Source organism: Thalassococcus sp. BH17M4-6 (assembly GCF_049323015.1).
GTDB lineage: Bacteria > Pseudomonadota > Alphaproteobacteria > Rhodobacterales > Rhodobacteraceae > Puniceibacterium.
This window is the reverse complement of the sequence record NZ_JBMPGU010000006.1, coordinates 65,898-83,068: the sequence shown is the minus strand read 5'-3', so window position 1 is coordinate 83,068 and position 17,171 is coordinate 65,898. Positions and strand designations below refer to the sequence as shown.

Annotated in this window: 18 protein-coding genes; 12 read left to right on the top strand and 6 right to left on the bottom strand. The window is 65.4% G+C overall.

The genetic code is table 11. The features are described 5' to 3' along the window. Nucleotide 1: 1 nt before the first annotated feature. Nucleotides 2-700: a glutathione S-transferase family protein gene (locus ACOXXX_RS10435; protein ID WP_422826516.1), complete on the bottom strand. Its 699-nt coding sequence runs from the start codon at nucleotides 698-700 to the stop codon at nucleotides 2-4. A gap of 336 nt (nucleotides 701-1,036) precedes the next feature. On the opposite strand from ACOXXX_RS10435, the gene rpiA reads away from it, so the two are divergent. The 5 genes from rpiA to ACOXXX_RS10410 all read left to right on the top strand — a co-directional run bounded on the left by rpiA (nucleotide 1,037) and on the right by ACOXXX_RS10410 (nucleotide 5,782). Then, on the top strand, nucleotides 1,037-1,825 hold the full coding sequence (gene rpiA / locus ACOXXX_RS10430; protein ID WP_422826515.1) for a ribose-5-phosphate isomerase RpiA: 789 nt from the start codon (nucleotides 1,037-1,039) through the stop codon (nucleotides 1,823-1,825). A gap of 145 nt (nucleotides 1,826-1,970) precedes the next feature. Further along, nucleotides 1,971-3,443 (top strand): FAD-dependent oxidoreductase, encoded by a 1,473-nt coding sequence (locus tag ACOXXX_RS10425; RefSeq protein WP_422826514.1) that lies wholly within the window; start codon nucleotides 1,971-1,973, stop codon nucleotides 3,441-3,443. Nucleotides 3,444-3,505: 62 nt separating this feature from the next. After that, nucleotides 3,506-4,684: an FtsH protease activity modulator HflK gene (hflK, locus tag ACOXXX_RS10420; protein WP_422826513.1), complete on the top strand. Its 1,179-nt coding sequence runs from the start codon at nucleotides 3,506-3,508 to the stop codon at nucleotides 4,682-4,684. A gap of 4 nt (nucleotides 4,685-4,688) precedes the next feature. Then, complete coding sequence (gene hflC, locus ACOXXX_RS10415; RefSeq protein ID WP_422826512.1) at nucleotides 4,689-5,585, top strand: protease modulator HflC; 897 nt, start codon at nucleotides 4,689-4,691, stop codon at nucleotides 5,583-5,585. Further along, nucleotides 5,585-5,782 (top strand): DUF2065 domain-containing protein, encoded by a 198-nt coding sequence (locus tag ACOXXX_RS10410; RefSeq protein WP_422826670.1) that lies wholly within the window; start codon nucleotides 5,585-5,587, stop codon nucleotides 5,780-5,782. The genes hflC and ACOXXX_RS10410 overlap by 1 nt, the downstream gene beginning before the upstream one ends. A gap of 4 nt (nucleotides 5,783-5,786) precedes the next feature. Here ACOXXX_RS10410 and ACOXXX_RS10405 read toward each other — a convergent pair whose 3' ends face one another. Further along, nucleotides 5,787-6,938, bottom strand: coding sequence for a pentapeptide repeat-containing protein (locus ACOXXX_RS10405; protein WP_422826511.1), 1,152 nt, complete (start codon nucleotides 6,936-6,938; stop codon nucleotides 5,787-5,789). Nucleotides 6,939-7,100: 162 nt separating this feature from the next. Then, nucleotides 7,101-7,907: a hypothetical protein gene (locus tag ACOXXX_RS10400; protein ID WP_422826510.1), complete on the bottom strand. Its 807-nt coding sequence runs from the start codon at nucleotides 7,905-7,907 to the stop codon at nucleotides 7,101-7,103. Nucleotides 7,908-8,231: 324 nt separating this feature from the next. Between ACOXXX_RS10400 and ACOXXX_RS10395 the strand changes: the two genes are divergently transcribed. From ACOXXX_RS10395 to ACOXXX_RS10385, 3 genes are all read left to right on the top strand, one after another. Continuing rightward, nucleotides 8,232-9,632 (top strand): Do family serine endopeptidase, encoded by a 1,401-nt coding sequence (locus tag ACOXXX_RS10395; protein ID WP_422826669.1) that lies wholly within the window; start codon nucleotides 8,232-8,234, stop codon nucleotides 9,630-9,632. Between the two features lie 173 nt (nucleotides 9,633-9,805). Further along, nucleotides 9,806-10,309, top strand: a complete 504-nt coding sequence (locus tag ACOXXX_RS10390) for a methanogen output domain 1-containing protein (RefSeq protein WP_422826668.1) — start codon at nucleotides 9,806-9,808, stop codon at nucleotides 10,307-10,309. After that, nucleotides 10,287-11,282 carry a GGDEF domain-containing protein gene (locus tag ACOXXX_RS10385; protein ID WP_422826509.1) on the top strand — a complete coding sequence of 332 codons (996 nt, stop codon included), beginning with the start codon at nucleotides 10,287-10,289 and terminating at the stop codon, nucleotides 11,280-11,282. The genes ACOXXX_RS10390 and ACOXXX_RS10385 overlap by 23 nt, the downstream gene beginning before the upstream one ends. Before the next feature lie 12 nt (nucleotides 11,283-11,294). Here ACOXXX_RS10385 and ACOXXX_RS10380 read toward each other — a convergent pair whose 3' ends face one another. Further along, a complete protein-coding gene (locus ACOXXX_RS10380; RefSeq protein ID WP_422826508.1) occupies nucleotides 11,295-11,810 on the bottom strand; it encodes a peptidoglycan-binding domain-containing protein in 516 nt (171 codons plus the stop codon). A 281-nt stretch (nucleotides 11,811-12,091) separates the two neighbouring features. Here ACOXXX_RS10380 and ACOXXX_RS10375 point away from each other — a divergent pair, with 281 nt between their 5' ends. Both ACOXXX_RS10375 and ACOXXX_RS10370 read left to right on the top strand, forming a co-directional pair. After that, complete coding sequence (locus ACOXXX_RS10375) at nucleotides 12,092-12,415, top strand: 2Fe-2S iron-sulfur cluster-binding protein (RefSeq protein WP_422826507.1); 324 nt, start codon at nucleotides 12,092-12,094, stop codon at nucleotides 12,413-12,415. Then, entirely contained in the window at nucleotides 12,415-13,194 is a 780-nt protein-coding gene (locus ACOXXX_RS10370; protein WP_422826506.1) for a VCBS repeat-containing protein, read from the top strand. The genes ACOXXX_RS10375 and ACOXXX_RS10370 overlap by 1 nt, the downstream gene beginning before the upstream one ends. Here ACOXXX_RS10370 and ACOXXX_RS10365 read toward each other — a convergent pair. Together ACOXXX_RS10365 and thpR are read right to left on the bottom strand one after the other, a co-directional pair. Then, nucleotides 13,191-13,796 carry an inner membrane-spanning protein YciB gene (locus ACOXXX_RS10365; protein ID WP_422826505.1) on the bottom strand — a complete coding sequence of 202 codons (606 nt, stop codon included), beginning with the start codon at nucleotides 13,794-13,796 and terminating at the stop codon, nucleotides 13,191-13,193. The genes ACOXXX_RS10370 and ACOXXX_RS10365 overlap by 4 nt on opposite strands. A gap of 70 nt (nucleotides 13,797-13,866) precedes the next feature. Beyond that, nucleotides 13,867-14,412 (bottom strand): RNA 2',3'-cyclic phosphodiesterase, encoded by a 546-nt coding sequence (thpR, locus tag ACOXXX_RS10360; protein WP_422826504.1) that lies wholly within the window; start codon nucleotides 14,410-14,412, stop codon nucleotides 13,867-13,869. Nucleotides 14,413-14,460: 48 nt separating this feature from the next. Here thpR and ACOXXX_RS10355 point away from each other — a divergent pair, with 48 nt between their 5' ends. Next, complete coding sequence (locus ACOXXX_RS10355) at nucleotides 14,461-15,675, top strand: MFS transporter (RefSeq protein WP_422826503.1); 1,215 nt, start codon at nucleotides 14,461-14,463, stop codon at nucleotides 15,673-15,675. 27 nt (nucleotides 15,676-15,702) lie between these two features. Further along, complete coding sequence (gene gltX / locus ACOXXX_RS10350) at nucleotides 15,703-17,040, top strand: glutamate--tRNA ligase (RefSeq protein ID WP_422826502.1); 1,338 nt, start codon at nucleotides 15,703-15,705, stop codon at nucleotides 17,038-17,040. Nucleotides 17,041-17,171 lie beyond the last annotated feature (131 nt).

Here is a 17,171-nt window from a genome sequence, read left to right as displayed (position 1 = left end):
TTCAGGTGGCACTCCCTTCCGGTGGAGTTGCGGGGCGCGGAGCGGAAAACGGGGTGGGACCCAGCCCTTCGGCGGCGGCGGCGCTGCGGGCATTGTCGCGCGCCTCAAGCCGGACCGCAAGGTCGTGCAGGGCGGGATAGTCGCGCAGGGCGAACCAGCCGGTGGCGCCGATCGGATAAAGTGCGCACCAGCGCAGCATGGCGCAAAGGTAAAGATCGCAGGCCGACACGTCCGGGCTGTTCAGAAAGCCCGGCTTGCCCCCGGCGGTGCGGTCCAGCAGCGCCAGATGCCCGGCCAGCGAGCCGTGAAGCCGGCCCCGCAGCGCCGGGGCGGCGGCATCGCCTGCATAGGTCTTCGCGTAGAAAAGCATCCGCAGTTCCGCGTGTAGCGTGTTGGACAGAAAGAACAGCCAGGACAGCGCCGCGCCGCGCTCTGCCGCGTCAGGATGCGGCATCAGCCCGCCATGACGGTCGGCCAGCCACAGCAGGATCGCCGCGGTTTCAAAGATCGGCCCCTGCGGCGTTTCCAGCGCCGGGATGCGGCCCACGGGGTTGACCCGGCGGTAGGCCGCACCGTCCTGCGCGCGGCTCGTCCGGTCGACCAGAATCGTGTCGAACGGCTGCTCAAGTTCCAGCAATGCCAGTCGAATCACGAGCGAGGCATTGTCAGGGGCATAGTGAAGGCGGTATGGCTGCGTCATGGGGGTGTCCTATCGCGCGTCGGCGGATTCCCACCATCGAAAAACGACCTCTGGTCGTGCGAAACGGAAGCTGCTTAACATCGTATTAGGGTGACAGAACGACACTGGGGGGTAAGGTCGAGGAGGACCTGCCTATGGGACATATACTGGATCGCATCGCTCTGACCCTCGCGGGCGTGCTGGTCTTTTGGTGGCTTTTGAGTGCTCTCTGACAGGATGTGACGGGACTGGGCCTTTCAGCGCGCAGACGGGTGGATTGCCCCTCGCGTACCGGGATGGCTCGGCCTATAACGCCCGGTATCGGAAACGCCCGACATCGGACGGAGAATGCTGCACATGACCGGAGAACTCTCACCCATCGACAAGGCCAAGTTCGTTGCCGCCAAGCGCGCCGCGGATTTCGTGGAGGACGGCATGCGCGTCGGCCTGGGCACCGGCAGCACCGCCGCCTGGCTGGTGCGCTGCCTGGGCGAAATGGTGCGCGACGACGGGCTGAAGTTCCGCGGCGTGCCGACATCGACGCGCACCGCCGAACTGGCGCGCGAAGTGGGGATCGAGGTCATCAGCCTGGACGAGGCGAAGTGGCTGGACCTGACCATCGACGGGGCCGACGAATTCGACGCCGAACTGAACCTCATCAAGGGCGGCGGCGGCGCGCTTTTGCAGGAAAAGATCGTGGCCACCGCGAGCGATCAGATGATCGTCATCGCCGATGCCGCGAAAGAGGTGGAAAACCTGGGCGCCTTCCCCCTGCCGGTCGAGGTCATCCCCTTTGGCTGGCCCACCACCCAGGCGCTGATCGAGGAAACGCTGGTGGCGATGGATGTGATGGGCCGTGGCGCGACCCTGCGCATGACCGGCGACCGGCCGTTCATTACCGATGAGGGTAACCATATCCTTGACCTGCACCTGGGCCGCATCGGCAACCCGCGGCAGCTGGCGATGGTTCTCAACCAGATCCCCGGCGTGGTGGAAAACGGGCTCTTCATCGACATTTGCGATGTGGTGCTGATCGGCTTTGGCGATGGCCGGATCGAAATGCGCGACATCAACGCGGGCACGGTGCAGGAAGACCGGCTTGAATTCGTCGAGACCGAGAACCTGTTCGGCGATATGAGCGACTGATCCGCGCGCCGGGGCGCAGCCTGCGGCGTTCTCGATCCTGGTCCGCCCCCGAAATGGCGCGTTTGCGTGTTTTTGCGGCCCCGCTCTGGCCAAGGGGCGGGACCTATGGGATACCTCGCCCTCGAACGGCAAGAGGGCTCCGGGCATGTCCGATTTCGACTATGATCTTTTTGTTATTGGCGGTGGGTCGGGCGGCGTGCGCGCGGCGCGCGTCGCGGCCGGAGAGGCGGGCGCCAAGGTCGGGCTGGCCGAGGAAAGCCGCTATGGCGGTACCTGCGTGATCCGGGGCTGCGTGCCGAAAAAGCTCATGGTCTTTGCCAGCGAATATGCCGGTCACGTCGAGGATGCGGTGGCCTATGGCTGGGACGTCAAGGCGGGGCCATTCGACTGGACCGCGTTTTCAAGGCGCCTGCACGGAGAGCTTGACCGGCTTGAAGGCATCTACCGAAAATTGCTGAGCGGTTCAGGGGTCGAGACTTTCGACTGCCGCGCCACGATCAAGGATCCGCACACCGTTGCCCTGTCCAATGGCGAGGAAAAGACCGCCAAGCACATCCTCGTGGCCGCGGGCGGCCACCCGGTGCGTCCCGACATGGCCAATGCCGATCTGGGTCTGGTGTCGGACGATCTGTTCCACATGGACGCGCTGCCGAAATCCATCCTGATTGTCGGCGGCGGTTACATCGCCTGCGAATTCGCCTGCATCCTGCACGGGCTGGGCGTGGAGGTGACGCAGTATTACCGCGGCGCGCAGATCCTGCGCGGCTTTGACGAAGAGGCGCGCGGCCTGATTGCCGAGGAAATGAAGCAGCGCGGCATCGACCTGCACACCGGCACCAACATCGTGGACATGCGCTGTGCCCAGGAGGGCGAGGATGCCGAAGGCGGCCTGGGCGCGTCGGTGCAGCAGATGGGCGACAGCGCTGGTGACAGCGCGATGATGGGCCGCGAAGATCACGGTGGCGGCACCCGGAAAGGCCCGGTCTGGGTCAAGGCCACCAACGGCAACATACGCGTCTTCGACCGCGTGCTGTTCGCGACCGGGCGCAAGCCGAATACCGACGGTCTTGGGCTGGAAGAGGCGGGCGTCAAGCTGGGCCGTAACGGCCAGATCGTTGTCGATGAATACAGCCAGACCGCCGTGCCCAGCATCTATGCCATCGGGGACGTGACCGACCGCGTGAACCTGACGCCCGTGGCGATCCGCGAAGGCATGGCGTTTGTCGAAACGGTGTTCAAGGGCAATCCCACGCCGGTTGATCACGACCTCATTCCGTCGGCTGTCTTCACCCAGCCGGAACTGGGCACCATCGGCCTGACTGAGGAGGACGCCCGCGACCGCGAAGAGATCGATGTCTATTGCACCAGTTTCCGCCCCATGCAGTCGGCCTTCATCGACCGGTCCGACCGGGTGCTGATGAAGCTGATCGTGTCCCGCGAAAGCCGCAAGGTGCTGGGGTGTCATATCGTAGCACCCAACGCGGGCGAAATGATCCAGCTGGCAGGCATCGCGATCAAGATGGGCGCAACGAAAGAGGATTTCGACCGCACCGTGGCGGTGCATCCAACCATGTCCGAAGAGATCGTGACCATGCGCAATCCGATCCGCACAGCTTGAATTTGCGGGGAAACTGCACAGGTATGACACCAGGTTACAGACGACCGAGAGGGAAGAACTAGATGGCAGGCAACAATGGCGGCCCCTGGGGCGGCGGGGGCAGCAACGGTGGCCAAGGCGGCGGTGGCCGCGGACCCGGTGACAACCGGGGTCAGAATGGTGGCGGGCGCAGGCCCGAGGACAATCAGGGACAGATTCCCGAAATCGACGAGCTGATGAAGAAGGGCCAAGAACGCCTGCGCGTGCTCATGGGCGGGCGCGGCGGCGGATCTGGCGGCACGCCCGGCGGATCGGGCGGCGGTGGCGGGCCAAAGCTGACCCGTGGCACCATCGGCATCGCGGTTCTTGGCGCCATCGCGCTTTGGGCTTTTGCCAGCTTCTACACTGTCAAACCCGAAGAACAGTCGGTCGAGCTTTTCCTCGGCGAATATTCGAGCACCGGCAACCCAGGTCTGAACTTTGCCACGTGGCCGCTCGTGACCTACGAGGTGGTCAACGTGACCTCAGAACGCACCGAAAACATCGGCGCGCGGCGCGGCAACAACGGCGACGGGCTGATGCTGACCACTGACGCCAACATCGTCGACATCGAATTTCAGGTGGTCTGGAACATCAACGACCCGGCCAAGCTGCTGTTCAACATCCGCGATCCGCAACTGACGGTGGGCGCGGTGTCAGAATCGGTGATGCGCGAGATCATCGCCGCCTCGAACCTGGCCCCTATCCTCAACCGCGACCGTGGACTGATCGCCGATACCGCGATGCAGGACATCCAGAACACGCTGGATGAATACGACAGTGGCATCAACATCGTTCGGGTCAACCTGGATACCGCCGACCCGCCCGCCGAGGTGATCGACGCCTTCCGCGAGGTGCAGGCCGCCGAACAGGAGCGCGACAGGCTGCAGCGCCAGGCGGATGCCTATGCCAACCGCGTTCTGGCCGAGGCACGCGGTGCCGCGGCCCAGACCCGCGAAGAGGCGGAAGGCTACCGTGCGCGCGAGGTCAACGGCGCCTTGGGTGAGGCATCGCGCTTCACGTCGGTGCTGGAGGAATATTCCAAGGCCGAAGATGTGACCCGCAAGCGTCTTTACATCGAGACGATGGAGCGCGTGCTGGGCAATGTGGAAAAGATGATCCTGGACGAGTCGGTCACCGGCAGCGACGGGCAGGGCGGCGGTGTCGTGCCCTACCTTCCGCTGAACGAGCTGAACCGGAACCGTTCGGGCGAGGGGAACTAAGATCATGCGGAAAACAACTTTCCTGTTGCCGATCCTTGTGGTCGTGGTGGTCACGCTGCTCTCTGCCGTGTTCGTGGTGGACGAACGTGAAAAGGCGCTGGTGCTGCAATTCGGCCAGATCAAGGCCGTGAAGGAAGAACCGGGCCTGGCGTTCAAGATCCCGATCATCCAGGAGGTGGTGAAATACGACGACCGTATCCTGAGCCTTGATACCGAAACCATCGAGGTCACGCCGTCGGACGACCGGCGACTGGTCGTGGACGCCTTTGCGCGCTACCGCATTTCTGACGTGGTGCAGTTCCGGCAGGCCGTGGGCGTCGGCGGCATTCGCGCCGCAGAGGACCGGCTAAGCTCGGTTCTCAACGCCCAGATCCGCGAGGTGCTGGGTGCCGATCAGGTGACGTCCGACACGATCCTGTCCGAAGACCGGCGCGAATTGATGACGCGGATCCGTGATCAGGCGCGTATCTCTGCCCGGGGCCTTGGCCTTGATGTGGTGGACGTGCGGCTCAAGCAGACGAACCTGCCCGCGCAGAACCTCGAAGCGACCTTTGCCCGGATGCGGGCGGAACGCGAACGCGAAGCGGCGGACGAAATCGCCCGCGGTAACGAGGCCGCACAGCGCGTCCGCGCGCTGGCCGACCGGACCGTGACCGAAACCCTGTCCGAGGCGGAACGCGAAGCACAGGTCATTCGCGGTGAGGCGGATGCCGAACGCAACCGGATCTTCGCCGAAGCCTTTGGCGAGGATGAGGAATTCTTTGCCTTCTACCGCTCGCTTCAGGCCTACGAGAATGCGCTTTCGGGCGGAAACTCGACCATGGTGATGACGCCCGACAGCCAGTTCTTCGACTACTTCAAGAACGAACGTGCCCAGGGCGGCGCCGTCGCGGGGCAGTGATGCAGGACATTCTGACCGGGATCGGACTGGTTCTGGTGATCGAGGGGCTGGTGTACGCACTGGCCCCTTCGCTTGTTGAGCAACTGCTCGAGGCGCTGCGCGCCATGCCCGAGGACATGCGCCGCAACGTCGGCCTGGGCGCCGTGGCGGTCGGCGTGATGTTCCTGTGGGTGGCGAAGGGCGTGCTGGCGGGCTGACTCGCTATTTCCAGTCGCAATTTTCGGGGATGTTTTCGGGCAAGGCCTCGACCGTGTCGAGCGTGAATTCGTCGGTCCCGCCATCGCTGGTGGCCTCGACATCGGTCAGTCGGCCCACCTCCGGCATGGGCGGCCAGGGCCTGCCGCCCTTTTCCAGCCAGGCGCGCCAAGTGCCGAAGAATTTGCGAAAACCGGGCCGGATCTCTTGCAGCCATTGGCAGGGATACCGCGCGCCGGGTGGCAAGGTGACCGACCGGTCGCCAAAGCTGTTTGCGAAGACGCGCGGCCAGGTTTCGAAAGGCAGCGTCTCTGCGTCCACCGGCAGGTAAACGGCTGAGAGATCGATCCAGCGCAGCGCGGTTCCGTCAAGACGAAGCTGGCGCCCCGGCACCGGGCTGACGGTGCCGTTATACGCGTCGAGCCCGAGAATATTGACACCTCGAAGCGCGTCGGGGTCCTCCGAGGGGGTGATCAGGCTGTTTTCGATCCTGAGCCCGGAGAGGTCGGCGCCGCGCAGGCTCAGCGCCTGTCGCGGCGCATCTGTGAACAACCCCGTCACCCGACCGCTCAGCCGGGTATCCGCCAGGTTCGCGCCGCTGAAATCTGCCCCATTCAGGTGATCGAATGCGATCCGCGATTGCGACAGATTGGCAAGGCTGAAGTCGACGGTGTGGGCCGTGCCGCCCGTGATCTGTGTCGCGGGCAGTTTGGCATCGGTGAAATCCGTTTCGGCCAGCGTGACATCCGTGAGCGTGGCCAATTCAAGCAGCGCCCGGTCCAGCTTGGCGCCGGTCAGGTCGGCCCCGGCAAATGACACCCCAGGTGCGAAAGCATCGGCCATCTCTGCCTGTCTCAGGTCACGCCCGCTGAACGATGTCGTGGGCAGCGCCGCGATATAGTCACGGCGCAGATCATCGAATTCGTCGTTGAAATCCTGTCGCACCAGCAGACGCTCGGCTTCGGCCACGGTTTCTGGGCAGGTGGGCGTGTCGAAGCGCTTGCACCATTCCGAGAAATAGATGCGCCTCGCGGTGACCCGCGGCCGCCAGTCCGCCGGTTTGGTGGCCAGCGCCTTGCCGGTCAGGTTGGCGTGCACGGCGCCTGGCCACAGCGGATCCGATTGGGCAAGCCGCCCCGTCGTGCGCAGACTGGTCACGGCAAAGACCGCGGCAGAAATTATCAGGAAGATCAGCACCAGGACGGGCCGAATGTTCGCGGCCGGTGGCCTTTCTTCGGTGCGTCCAAACAACCTCACCGGTTGGCTCTTGACCTTCTTTCGCCATGAAGGGGGGCGTATCTGCATCGGACCGTCCTGTCGTTACGACGCTTTGGCGTGCTGTGGTCCCAATGAATCGATCATCCGCCACAGGCTCCAGAAACTGACGAGGATGGCGGTCAAGAGAACCAGACCAAGCCGCAGGGAAAGCCCATAGTCGTGCAGAACGAAAGACCGGAACCAGAAGCCGCCGATTGTCAGGGGCGCGCCGCCCCACATCAGGATCATGGTCACCAGAACGCCGATCTTGCCGAGGAAGGTCCTGCTGACGATCGCGTCCTCGTCGGGCGTTTTTCGCCGCCAACTGCGCACATAAAGCGCGGCCTCGATCAGCAGCCATGCGGGGGTGAAGGTGGACAGCGGTTGGCCTTCGATCTTCGGGCTGACCTTCGCCAGATCGCCCCAGACCAGCTCTAGCTGGACGTGGAGGTAGATGTGCATGACCAGCAGCACCACTGGCGAAAGCGTCATGAATTGCAGAAGGTTCACGTCATAGTTCAGCACCGGCAACTTGGTCGTCGCGGTGAACTTGAAGAAATCGGCGTCGGTGGTGCCCATCAGCGTGAAGGCCGCAAAGGCGAAGATGCCGTAGAACCAGAACCAGGACGACCGTTGCGACGAAGACAGCGCCGCGATGCGGGCCAGGGCTTCGGTGTCCTTTTTCAGGGTCGCGGCGGTCTTGGCTTTGGCCGCATCCTCCACGGCCTTTCGCGCTGCTTCCTTTCGGGCCTTTTCCTCGGCATCGGCCCGTTCCCGCTCTGCCGCAGCTTTTTCGGCGTCGGTGGGCACGTCGCTCGCGATGGTTTCCACAGCGCTGACCAGACGTTCGAACTGCGAAAAAAGGGACATGCGACGCAACCGGGACCGTGTTTCAAAATGGCTGGGGCGGGGCGGGCCGCCGTTACAATTCGCGTCAGGGTAGCATGGCGCCCGCAGCCCGCAAACGGATTTTTGCGGAATGAAAGCCGCGGCCCCGGCCATCACTTCCGCTTGAAAGCGCACAAGGGGCTTTGAGTGTCGGCGCAAGGCCCCTATGTTGAAGCCGGGTAGTGACGCGTGCCGCCATGACCGGCTGGCCGCAACGACAAGGAGTTCACGTTGAAACCGCAATCCCTCGCTCTCGTGCAAGACAAGGCAACAACGCTGCGCCTCTTCTGGCTGGCCACGCTGTCCATGGTGCTGATCCTTTCGCAATCGCTGATGGCCGGAGCGCAGGGCGCTCCGAAAAGCTTTGCCGATCTGGCCGACCGGATCAGCCCGTCGGTGGTCAATATCACCACATCAACGACGGTTGCCGGGCGCACCGGGCCGCAGGGCATCGTGCCCGAAGGCTCCCCGTTCGAGGATTTCTTTCGCGAATTTCAGGACCGCAACGGCGGCGGTGGCGACAGGCCGAGACGGTCGTCTGCGCTGGGATCAGGCTTCGTGATCTCGGAAGACGGCTTTGTGGTGACCAACAACCACGTGATCGACGGCGCGGATGAAATCCAGGTCGAATTCTTCGAAGGGTTCGAGCTTCCCGCAGAGCTTGTCGGCACCGATCCCAACACCGATATCGCGCTGTTGAAGGTGTCGGCGGATGTGCCGCTCAAGTTCGTGAACTTCGGCGACAGCGACACGGCGCGCGTGGGCGACTGGGTGATGGCCATGGGCAACCCGCTGGGCCAGGGCTTTTCGGTCAGCGCGGGCATCGTGTCAGCGCGCAACCGGGCGCTTTCGGGCACCTATGACGACTACATCCAGACCGACGCGGCGATCAACCGCGGCAACTCGGGCGGGCCGCTTTTCAACATGGCGGGCGACGTGATCGGGGTGAACACCGCGATCCTGTCACCCAACGGCGGGTCGATCGGCATCGGCTTTTCCATGGCGTCGAACGTCGTGGTGCGTGTGGTCAACCAGCTCAAGGAATTCGGCGAAACCCGCCGGGGCTGGCTGGGCGTGCGCATTCAGGACGTGACCGACGACGTGGCCGAGGCGATGGGCCTCGAGACCGTGGCGGGCGCGCTGGTGACCGATGTGCCCGACGGCCCCGCCAAGGACGCGGGCATGGAGGCCGGTGACGTCATCACCAGCTTTGACGGCCGCGAGGTCGAGGACACCCGCGGCCTTGTGCGGCAGGTCGGCAATACCGAGGTCGGCAAGACCGTCCGCGTGGTGGTGCTGCGCGAAGGCGCGACCGAGACACTGCGGGTCACCTTGGGCCGCCGGGAAGAAGCCGAAGGCACCATGCCGGCGGCGCAGGACGATCCGCAGGCGGAGGAAGACCCGGCCGAACTCGAAATCCTGGGCATGACACTCAGCCCGGTGACCGAAGCCGTGCGCGAGGATCTGAATCTGGACGACACCGTCAAGGGTCTTGTCGTGGTCTCGGTCGACGAGGCATCCGAGGCTTTTGAAAAGGGCCTGCGCGAAAACGACGTGATCACCGAGGCGGGCCAATCCGCCGTGCTCAGCCTGGGCGATCTGCAGGATCGCATCGACGATGCGGAAGAGGCAGGGCGCAAGTCGCTGCTGCTGCTGGTCCGGCGGGGCGGCGATCCGCGTTTCGTGGCCCTTTCGCTGGGCGACTAGCGCGCAGCCAGACCCCGACCCAAAGGAACGCCCCTTAACCGGGGCGTTTTTTTATTGTTTTTCGACGAAATACCCATGTTCCGTTTACCAAGACTTAAGCCGCCGGATGCGAAAACAGAGGCAAACAAACAGACTCGGTGATTTGTATGAACGGTACGGACGGTTTGAAAACGGTGGCCCCGGAACGCGCCCCGGTGGATCTGAATGCAGAGGCGTTCTTTGGTGATATCGTCAGCACTCTGGCGGGCACGCTGGAAGATGTCATCGGGCTCGAGGATTCGTCAGCCTTCGTCTCGGTTGTCGGGGAAACGCTGGGCCTGCGGATCGGGGCGCTTTATTCCGCGGAACTGCAGGGCCTGCCGCGCGAACCGGAGCTGATCGGGCGTCTTCTGGTCGATCTCAAACACCGGATCGGTGGCGCATTCGAACTGGAAAGCGTGAGCGACGACCAGATCGTCTTTGTCAACAGCCGCTGTCCCTTTGCCAGCCGGGTGATCGGGCGGAGCTCGCTCTGCATGATGACGACGAATGTCTTTGGCCGCATCACCGCAGAGGCGCGCGGATACGCCCGGGTGCAGCTCACGCAAACCATCGCAAGTGGCGCGGCCGGATGCCGCGTGGTGGTCAACCTGGATCGCAGCAGCGGTACTCGGCATGGTCAAGAATTCTATTCATGATCCCGACGCCCTGATCGCCGGCATCCGGCTTGCACTTGAAACTGCCCCCGACCCCTGCCTGCTTGTGGATGCCGAAGGGCGGGTGCTCTGGATGAACGGCCGCGCGCGGGGTCAGTGCGTCACGCCCCCCGCTTACGTGACCGACCTTGGCGAGACGACCGGTGCGCAGATCGCCGCCGCACTGCGCAGACTGCTGCGCAGCTCTGGCCCGGTCTATGTGCGGCTCTTCCTGCAACCGGACGCACCCGCGATCTATCATGCCCGGCGGCTCGACCTGGCCGACGGCAGCGGTGGCGGCGTTGCGTTGTTCCAGGGCGACCGGTCGCAGTCGCTGGTGGGTCGCTTCATCGCCGTCCAGTCCGCGGCCAAGCTTAACCGTGACCGGCTGCGCCGCATCCATGCCGAACATGACGACCTGCGCCGCGAAACCGCGCGCCTGCGCGAGCTGGTGGGCACCGACGCGCTGACCGGCCTGCTGAACCGCCGCGGCTTTGTCGAGGCGGTTGAGACGACCCTGGGCTGCGGGCGGGTGACGAAAGGCACGATGCTTTTCCTGGACCTCGACAAATTCAAGCCGGTGAACGACCGTCACGGTCATGCCGCGGGCGATGCGGTGCTGCGGGCCACGGCCATGCGTCTCCGGGCCGAGGTGCGGCAGGGCGATATCGTGGGGCGCATGGGCGGCGATGAATTCGCTATCTGGATGTCGGGGGCCCCGCCGGGCGAGGTGCGCAAGATTTCGATGCGGATCAAGGCGGCGGTGTCCGCTCCGCTTCGGATCGCGGGCACGGACGACTGGGTTACCGATTTGTCGGTGGCGCTCGGGACGTCAGCCTGGCCGCAGGACGCCCCGGATGTGGCGCATCTGCTGGATATCGCGGATGCGCGGATGTTCGACGACAAGCACGCGGCCCGGCAGCGGCTGACCGGGATGCCCGACGCGCAGGCCCGGCTGTCGGCAAAAGCCTCCTGATCGGGCGCGGCCTTACCCTGCCGGAAGCTCCACCGCGATCAGCCCGAGCGCCCGGGCGGTTTCCAGCGACAGATGCCCGCTTTGCAGGCCGCGCTTGGCCTGATACCGGCGTATGGCGGCGATGGTCGGCGGATCCATGCGGCGGGTGATGTCGCCGCGGTAGAGGGCGCGCACCTTGAGCGCGCGCTGAACCGATCCGATGAATTCCGGCGTCATCTGGTCGGGGCAGGGGGCTTCGAACGTCAGCTCGCCGCGCGGCTTGACCACCTTGGGCACGGTCGCGTTGCGATAGATCGGCGGGCGGAGGACCGTGCCGTCATCGGCGATTTCGGCCTGAACCACCTGCACCTGGCCCGGCACCTGCTCATAGATGGCGGGGGTCACCTCGCGCGCCCAGCAACTGCCGTCGGGCTGCTGCGTGGTGGCGATGGCCTGCAGTTCGGCGGCGCTGCGGGTCACGCCGTCGGCAGGCGCGCAGGCCGCGGCCAGCATCAGCACGGCCGGAAGGAACGGGGCGGGACGGATCATCTGACTGCTCTGCCTCTGATACGGGCGTTTTGCCAAGACTTTAGCGGGCTTGCGCGCCGCTGCAAAGTGCGACGTCGGCGCGGCCCGCCGCATCGGCGGGTTTTGGGCGGCGTTGTTGTCGCCCAGCCGCATCGGCGCGGGTTTGGGCGCCGTCAGTGGCGGTCGAGAAGCCAAAAAAGCGGAAATTTCGCGTGGCGGCCCCGGCTGCCGCGCGAAAGGGCTGGAAGGCGGCGGATCGCAAAGCTAGGTAAGGTGCGATTGTTTCTGAGGAGAGACCCCAAATGGCGAAGATCACGTATATCGAGCACAACGGGACCGAGCATGTGGTCGAGGTGGCCAACGGCCTGACGGTGATGGAAGGTGCGCGCGACAACAACATTCCGGGCATCGAGGCGGATTGCGGCGGTGCCTGCGCCTGTTCGACCTGCCATGTCTACGTCGACCCCGCGTGGGTGGAAAAGCTGCCCGCGAAGGAAGACATGGAAGAGGACATGCTCGACTTCGCCTATGAGCCGAACCCCGAAAGGTCGCGCCTGACCTGCCAGCTGAAGGTGACCGACGCGCTGGACGGGCTGGTCGTACAGATGCCGGAAAAACAGATCTGATGAGGTCGGCGGCGCCGCGTCTGCCGTGGCGCCGGTGGCGCGGGATCGCCCGCGGCGCGTTCTGTGCGATGGGCCTGTGGCTGGGGTCCTCCTGCGGCACCGGCAGCGCGATTGCGCAGACCGCCCCGCAGGTTGTGGGCGCTGAATACGCGGCCCCCACCGATCGCTACGATCACGGTGTCCTGGGTGACGCGATCGAATGGGGCGCGCTGGTGCTGCGCCTGCGCGATTGTCCCACCTGTGCGCCGCGCGGGGTCCGACTGACCCTGCCGCAGACCCGCGTCTTCGAGGATCTCGCGCCGCGCCTCATCCGCACCGACAGCGGGCAGACCATTGCGATGGTCGTCGAATCCGACCTGCGCCGCGGCGCGCGGCTGGCGCTTTACGGGGCAGAGGGGCTGGTGACCGCGACGCCCTACATCGGCCGCCGCAATCGCTGGCTGGCGCCCGTGGGCGCCGCCGATCTGGATGGCGATGGCCGGGTCGAGATCGCCTATGTCGACCGCCCGCATCTGGCCAAGACCCTGCGCGTCTGGCGGCTCGAGGGCGAAAGGCTTTCCCCGGTCGCGGACCTGGCCGGGCTCACCAACCACAGTATCGGGTGGGACTACATACTGGGCGGCCTGCGCGAGTGCGGCACCGGCCCCGAGATGATCCTGGCCGATGCCGACTGGACCCGGGTCATGGCGGTGCGCCTCTCGGCAGGTCAGCTCACCGTGACGCCGCTGGCGCCCTATCGCGGCCGCGCCGATATCGACCGGGCGCTGGCCTGCGGCTAGGCCTTGTCGTCGCTCTCCACCGCGTATTTGCGAAAGAGCCCGGTCTGCGACATGAAGAAGAGAAAGATCGCCGCCGTCAGCCCGAAGGTCTTGAAATAGACCCATGTTTCCGTGCTCATGGTGCGCCAGATGATCTCGTTCAGGACCGCGAGGCCGAAGAAGAGCGCGGTGACGCGCTTGGTCAACAGGGTCCAGCCTTCTTCTTGCAGCGGCATCAGCCCGTCCATGACCATTCGCAGGTAGCTTTTGCCGCGCAGCAGGCCGACGCCCAGGATCGCCGCGAACAGCAGGTAGATCATCGTCGGCTTCATCTTGAAGAACCGGTCGTCGTTAAGCCAGACCGAGAGGCCGCCGAACACTGTTACCAGCACCACCGTCATCACCTGCATGCGGTTGAGCGTGCCGGTCAGGCGCCACAGGATCGCCGTCGTCACGATCATCAGCGGCACAAAGCCCGCGGTCACCAGGATGAACCCGTCGTATTCAGTGCCGCCGATCACGAATACATCGTCCTTGAGCAGCAGGTAGGCGGCAAAGAAGGCGATCACCGGCCCCAGTTCGAGGGCGGTCTTGAGGGTCGGGTTGATGGACTTTTCTGTCATGTGCGCTCCGCTGTTGCTGCGGATATAGGTGGTCGGGGGCCGCTACTCAACGCCGATCGGTATCGGCCGCCTACGATCCCAGCGGATAGTCGGCCAGCGGTTCGTGGATCGCACCGGTCTTGTGCAGGATCGACCGGTAAAGCGTGACGCGGTCGATCCGGACGTTCGGCAGGCCGACCGGGCTTTCGCGGGCCAGAAAGCGGCCCAGCTTTTCCTGCTGCTCCGGCGTCATGCGACCGGGCAGGCGGGCCACGGTGACATGCGGGCGAAAGCGGCGGCGCGGCAGCTCGAGGCCCAGCCCACGCAGACGCGACAATAGGCGCGCCTGCAGGTCGCGCAGCGCGGCGCCGCCATCGGCGCGGATGGCCAGCGCATGGCCGCCGTGGCCACCCAGGCTCTGAAACTCCGACAGGGCCAGCGTGATTGCGGGCCCCGTGATCTCTGTCAGCTCTTCGTGGACCGCTTCGAGCATGGGCAGCGGTTGTTCATCCAGAAAGGCCAGCGTCAGGTGCAGGTTTTCCGGCGGCACCGTGCGTCCCACGGTCAGGCGTTCCTGCAGCGCCTCGATCACCTCGGCGTCCGAGGGGGGCAGGGGCAGGGCGATGAAAGCGCGCATGAGGGGCCTGACGATTGACCGGGGCGGGGACTGCCGTAGGTTTGGCGCATGCGCACCCTCTTTCGCAACCCCGTCTATGCCCGGCTTTTTGCAGCACAGGTCGTGGCCCTGACGGGCTCGGGTCTGTTGACCGTGGCGCTGGGGTTGCTGGCCTTCGATCTGGCCGGAGGGCAGGCGGGCGCGGTGCTGGGCCTTGTCTATACGATCAAGATGCTGGCCTATGTGGGGCTGAGCCCGCTGGCGCAGGCCTGGGCGGTGCGCTGGCCGCGCCGCACGGTGCTGGTCGGCGCGGATCTGGTGCGCGCGGCCGTGGCGCTGTGCCTGCCCTTCGTGACCGAGGTCTGGCAGGTCTACGGCCTTGTTTTTGCGCTTCAATGCGCCTCGGCCACCTTCACGCCCGCCTATCAGGCGACGCTGCCCGACGTGCTGCCCAACGAAGGCGATTATACCCGCGCGCTGTCGCTGTCGCGGCTGGCCTATGATCTGGAGAACCTCAGCAGCCCGGCCCTGGCGGGGCTCTTGCTTGGGGTGATGAGCTATTCGGGCCTTTTCGTCGGAACCACCCTGGGGTTTCTGGCCTCTGCCGCGCTGGTGCTGAGTGTCACCTTGCCCGCCATACACGGAACGTATCGGCCGTTTTCAGACCGTGTGACACGGGGCGTGCGGATTTATCTGGCGACGCCGCGGTTGCGGGGCCTGCTGGCGCTGAATCTGGGGGCGGCCGCGGCGGGGGCCTTCGTGCTGGTGAATACCGTGGTGCTGGTGCGCGCGGGGTTTGGCCGGGGGGAGGCCGCGCTGGCCCTGGCGATGGCGGCCTACGGCGCGGGGTCGATGGCCGCGGCACTGGCCCTGCCACCGGTGCTGGAGCGGCTGGGCGACCGCGCGGTGATGATGGCCGCCGGGACGGCGCAGGCGCTGGTGGCACTGGCGCTGGCGCTTTGGCTGATGGTTCAGGGACTGCCGGGCTGGGGCGCCTTCCTGGGGCTCTGGGTCGTGATCGGCGCGCTTTACTCGGCGGTGCTGACACCTTCGGGGCGGCTCTTGCGCCGGTCGGCGGGGGCGGAGGACCGGCCCGCGCTTTTCGCCGCGCAATTCGCGCTCAGCCATGCCTGCTGGCTGCTGACCTATCCGCTGGCGGGCTGGGCGGGCGCGACGCTGGGCATGGGGGCCGCGCTTTTGATCCTGGCAATTCTGGCGCTGGCGGGCTTGGCCCTGGCGTGCCGGGTCTGGCCTGCGGATATGGACAAAGGGACGCCCTTGTGAAATGGCACCCTGCAACAGGAGATGCCGATGACCACCACCCGTTTCGCCCCGTCGCCCACCGGTTTCATCCACGTGGGCAACCTGCGCACCGCGCTGTTCAACTACCTCATCGCCCGCAAGGCGGGTGGGGAGTTCATTCTGCGCATCGACGACACCGATCCGGTGCGGTCGAAACAGGAATATGTCGACCAGATCAAGATCGACCTGGAATGGCTGGGCCTGACCTGGGACCGGACCGAACGACAGTCCGAGCGGCTTGACCGGTATGCCGAGGCAGCAGATCAACTGCGAGATATGGGCCGGTTCTACGAGGCGTTCGAGACGCCGACGGAACTGGACCTCAAGCGCAAGAAGCAGCTCAACATGGGCAAGCCGCCGGTCTATGACCGGTCGGCCCTGGCGCTGTCGGAGGACGAAAAGGCCAAACTGCGCGAAGAGCGGGGGCCGGGCGTCTGGCGGTTCAAGCTGGATCAGGAACGCATCGAATGGCACGATGGCATTCTGGGCGATCTGTCCATCGACGCGGCCAGCCTGTCGGACCCGGTGCTGATCAAGGCCGACGGACAGAACCTTTATACCATGGCATCAGTGGTCGATGACACCGAGATGGGCGTGACCCATGTGGTGCGCGGGTCGGACCACGTGACCAACACCGCGACGCAGATCCAGATCATCCAGGCGCTGGGCGGCACGCCGCCCGCCTTTGCGCATCACAGCCTGCTGACCGGGCCGCAGGGTGAAGGCCTGTCGAAACGGCTGGGCTCGCTCGCGCTCAAGGATCTGCGCGCACAAGGGGTGGAGCCCGAGGCGCTGCTGAGCCTGATGGCGCGGCTGGGATCGTCGCAGCCGGTCGAATTGCGGATGTCGCTGGACGAGATCGCCGATGGGTTCGAGCTGTCGCAGTTCGGGTCGGCACCGACCAAGTTCGACGTGAACGACCTTTATCCCCTGACCGCGCGCAAGTTGCAGCAACTGCCCATCGATGCGGTGGCCGACGATCTGCGCGCGCTTGGCGTGCCCGACGACAAGGCCGCGCTTTTCTGGCGCGTGGCCCGCGAAAACATCACCACCCGCGCCGATCTGGCGGGCTGGTGGCGGCTGTTTAGCGACGGGGCGGAACCGGTCGTGGCCGACGAGGACCGAGAGTTCGTGGCGCAGGCCATGGCCCTGCTGCCCGAAGGGCCTTACGACGCGGACACCTGGGCCAACTGGACGACAGAGGTGAAGGAAAAGACCGGCCGCAAGGGCAAGGGTCTGTTCATGCCGCTGCGTCTTGCCGTGACGGGCCAGCAGCGCGGGCCGGAAATGGCCGATGTGATGCCGCTGATGCAGGTGGTGCGCGCGCGGAGCCTGGCCCAAGGCTAGGGCCTACGCCAGCTGTCCAATCGGCAGGCGTGCGTTCTGACCGGCGCGCCGGGTCCTGTCGGACCCGGCGACCCGCGCCCGCCGTTCCTGCGCCGGAGACAGCTTTTTTCGATGCTCAGCAACCGACGCTG